This window comes from Sulfuricurvum sp., from assembly GCF_049305995.1.
Classification (GTDB): Bacteria; Campylobacterota; Campylobacteria; order Campylobacterales; family Sulfurimonadaceae; genus Sulfuricurvum.
In genome coordinates this window covers 1-2,873 of record NZ_JBAQPS010000374.1, presented here as the reverse complement: position 1 = coordinate 2,873, position 2,873 = coordinate 1, and the positions used below count along the sequence as shown (strand labels likewise).

4 protein-coding genes are annotated in these 2,873 nt (G+C 41.1%); all 4 read right to left on the bottom strand.

The window, feature by feature from the left end:
- Positions 1-578, bottom strand: a 578-nt coding sequence (locus tag WA010_RS12500; RefSeq protein ID WP_422557448.1) for an Hpt domain-containing protein, incomplete at its 3' end; no start/stop codon positions are given.
- Entirely contained in the window at positions 559-2,109 is a 1,551-nt protein-coding gene (locus WA010_RS12495) for a methyl-accepting chemotaxis protein (RefSeq protein WP_422557447.1), read from the bottom strand. The genes WA010_RS12500 and WA010_RS12495, both read right to left, overlap by 20 nt.
- Position 2,110: 1 nt before the next feature.
- Positions 2,111-2,608 carry a chemotaxis protein CheW gene (locus WA010_RS12490; RefSeq protein ID WP_422557446.1) on the bottom strand — a complete coding sequence of 166 codons (498 nt, stop codon included), beginning with the start codon at positions 2,606-2,608 and terminating at the stop codon, positions 2,111-2,113.
- 1 nt (position 2,609) lies between these two features.
- On the bottom strand, positions 2,610-2,873 hold a 264-nt coding region (locus tag WA010_RS12485; protein WP_422557445.1), incomplete at its 5' end, for a response regulator.

Below are 2,873 nucleotides of genomic sequence, written 5' to 3'. Positions count from 1 at the left end.
TGGTAGAGTTCCATCCCTACTTCATGCTCTGCTCTCATGACAATGATAGATTCACGAATTAAATTTTCCAGTTGGTTGCCATATTCGAAACCAAACTCACTCGAAAGATCTGCTAGTCCCATGGTTGAAGATTCAACTGCCTGAACCATTCTATTTCTTTTAGAAGCGATCAACATTTTAATCCCATCCAAACAAACTCCATATTGATCAGGCAAATCAGTAATCGCATCGAGTTCGCACACCATCACCTCTTGAATCACATCGACGCTGTTGACGATTAATTCCAAAATCGATGTTTCAATCGTCTCTTGGGTACTTCGATAATGATCAAGCACATCTTCGAAATGGTGAACAAATTCGCCTAATCGTGTAAATCCAAACGCATTAGCATTTCCTTTAAGGGTATGGACACCGCGAAAAATTTCATTCAAAAGATCAAAATCGCTTGAAGAATCTTCAAACCGAAGGATATCGACATCAAGTTTTTCGATGATTTCACCTGCTTCTTCGATAAATATCGCTTTAACTTGTTCTTGTTTTGTCATGATAAATGTCCCTTCAGTAGACGTGTACTGCATGTGAATCGTGAAATCCTATCGACCGATGCCCAGTGGATAGTGGTGCATTATTTTCCATCCCGACCATTTGAGCGAGGAGTTTAATGGTTTCCATCATTGATGCCGCTTGAGCATTGAGTTCTTCTGCCGCTGCCGCTGCTTCTTCCGAATTTGCCGCTACTTGTTGAGTCACCTGATCTACTTGTCCCATCGCCTGATTGATCTGACTCATCCCCTCTGCTTGTTCTTTTCCTGCAATTGCAATCTCTCCGATCAAATCCGATACTTTTTTGGACTGATCGACGATCTCTTGGAATGAGGTATGGGTTGCTAAAGCAATTTGGTTCCCCTCTTTGATCTGCTCAACTACCTCTTCGATAATCTTGGAAGTCTCTTTTGCCGCTGATGCCGCACGTTGTGCTAGATTTCGTACTTCATCCGCTACGACCGCAAAGCCTAAACCGTGTTCCCCCGCTCGTGCCGCCTCCACTGCCGCATTCAGTGCCAATAAATTCGTTTGAAATGCTATTTGATCAATCGCTTTGATGATTCCTGAAATCCTCGCTGCCGATTCGGTAATCGCGTGCATTGAACGTGATAGTTGCTCCCCCTTCTCATATCCCGCACGCGCTGAATCGTTAGCATTCTTCGCCAATATATCCGCCTGTCGTGCGTTATCGGTATTTTGGCTATTAATCGCCGTACTTTCTTCGAGTGTCGCGCTCACCTCTTCGACACTGCTCGCCTGCTCGCTCGCCCCTTGTGCCAATGAACTAGATGATGATGCCACTTGCTCCGATGCTGACGTAATCTGCATCGCCCCATCTCGTATCGTCATTACACTCGATGTAATCGCTCGACTAATGGAACGAATAAGTATCCAAGCCAAAAATACTGCTACTAAAATAGATATAATCGATACAAGTATAAATAATTGCTTGTAACTACTTGATTTTTCTTTTGCAGCAATATTGGTATCTTCTACCAGTTGCTTATTAAGATCATAAATTTTTTGTACCGAATTTCCCATAGCTTTACGATTTTCACGCATCAATTCAACCGATTCAGTCATTTTTGCAAACAGTGCTTGAATTTCAATCGGATCGGAACTTTTAGAGAGTTTTTCAATGATTTCATGCTGATATTTTTCACTATCTTCACGCCATTTTTCATAATTGTCTTCAAATTTGCTCAATTCACTACTTTCATTTGCTGTCTTTGGCAGTGTTTTGTATCCTTTGAGACCATCCTCAATCCGTTCAAAACCTTTATCCATCTCATCAAATGCATTGACCATTTTTGACTGCATTCCAGAATCACCGTTCAAACCACGTACACGGTTTTGTTGAATGGCTACCATTTGGATTCCATTGCGTATTCGACCAACATTGACGAGGGCAGGTACACGATTTTCCCCAATTTCAACTACATCGTCCTGCCATCCGCTAGTCGCGTTGTAACCCATAATTGCCAACGTAATCATAGCAATCACCATAACACTCGTTAAAAGTGTTAATTTTGTTTGCAACACCATGTTTTCCAACCAATTCATTTTATTCTCCTTTAGAATTATCATTTTTTTGGATTTGCTCTAAGCTCAGCAATTCATCTGCTTCGAACAATTTCAAAACATCCAAAATCATAATGACGTTTTCCCCTATCTGCGCCATAGAGCAGATGAAATCAGTATCAATAGTGTTACCAAATTTTGGCGGTTCGCTGAGATTGCTATTCTCAATAGTTGCTACCTCTTCCACCCGATCAACGATAAATCCGATGTTCACTTTATCCACTTCGATAATAATAATCGCCGTATGCATATCTGCCTCACGATCCTCCATCTCAAAACGACGTCTTGTGTCAACCACAGGAATAATTGATCCACGAAGATTGATCACACCACGCATATAATCAGGAGTTTTCGGAACATTCGTCACTTTCATCATAGCGATGATCTCTTTGATCCGATCGATACCGATACCGTATTGTTCCGATCCTAAAAAAAAAGTCAGATATCGTTCACGCCGAGATAACTGTGTGTTTTGTTCCATATTAAACCCCTAGTACCATTTTTACCGATTTGACCAATTTTTCATCATTGAACGGTTTTACCATCCATCCAGTAATACCGATCTCTTTACCTGCCATTTTCATCTGTTCCGAACTTTCTGTGGTTAATACAATGATTGGTTTTGTTTTATAACGATCATCGGTTTTGATCAACCTAGCTAGATCTAACCCGTTCATCTCCGGCATGTTGACATCACTAATCAACAAATCAAAACTTTCGCTCCCTTTTTGAAGTGCTCCCAATAA

Bases quoted from the DNA above. Each gene is read 5' to 3' on its own strand.
- WA010_RS12495 (WP_422557447.1), bottom strand. From the start codon at position 2,109: ATGAATTGGTTGGAAAACATGGTGTTGCAAACAAAATTAACACTTTTA.
- WA010_RS12490 (WP_422557446.1), bottom strand. From the start codon at position 2,608: ATGGAACAAAACACACAGTTATCTCGGCGTGAACGATATCTGACTTTT.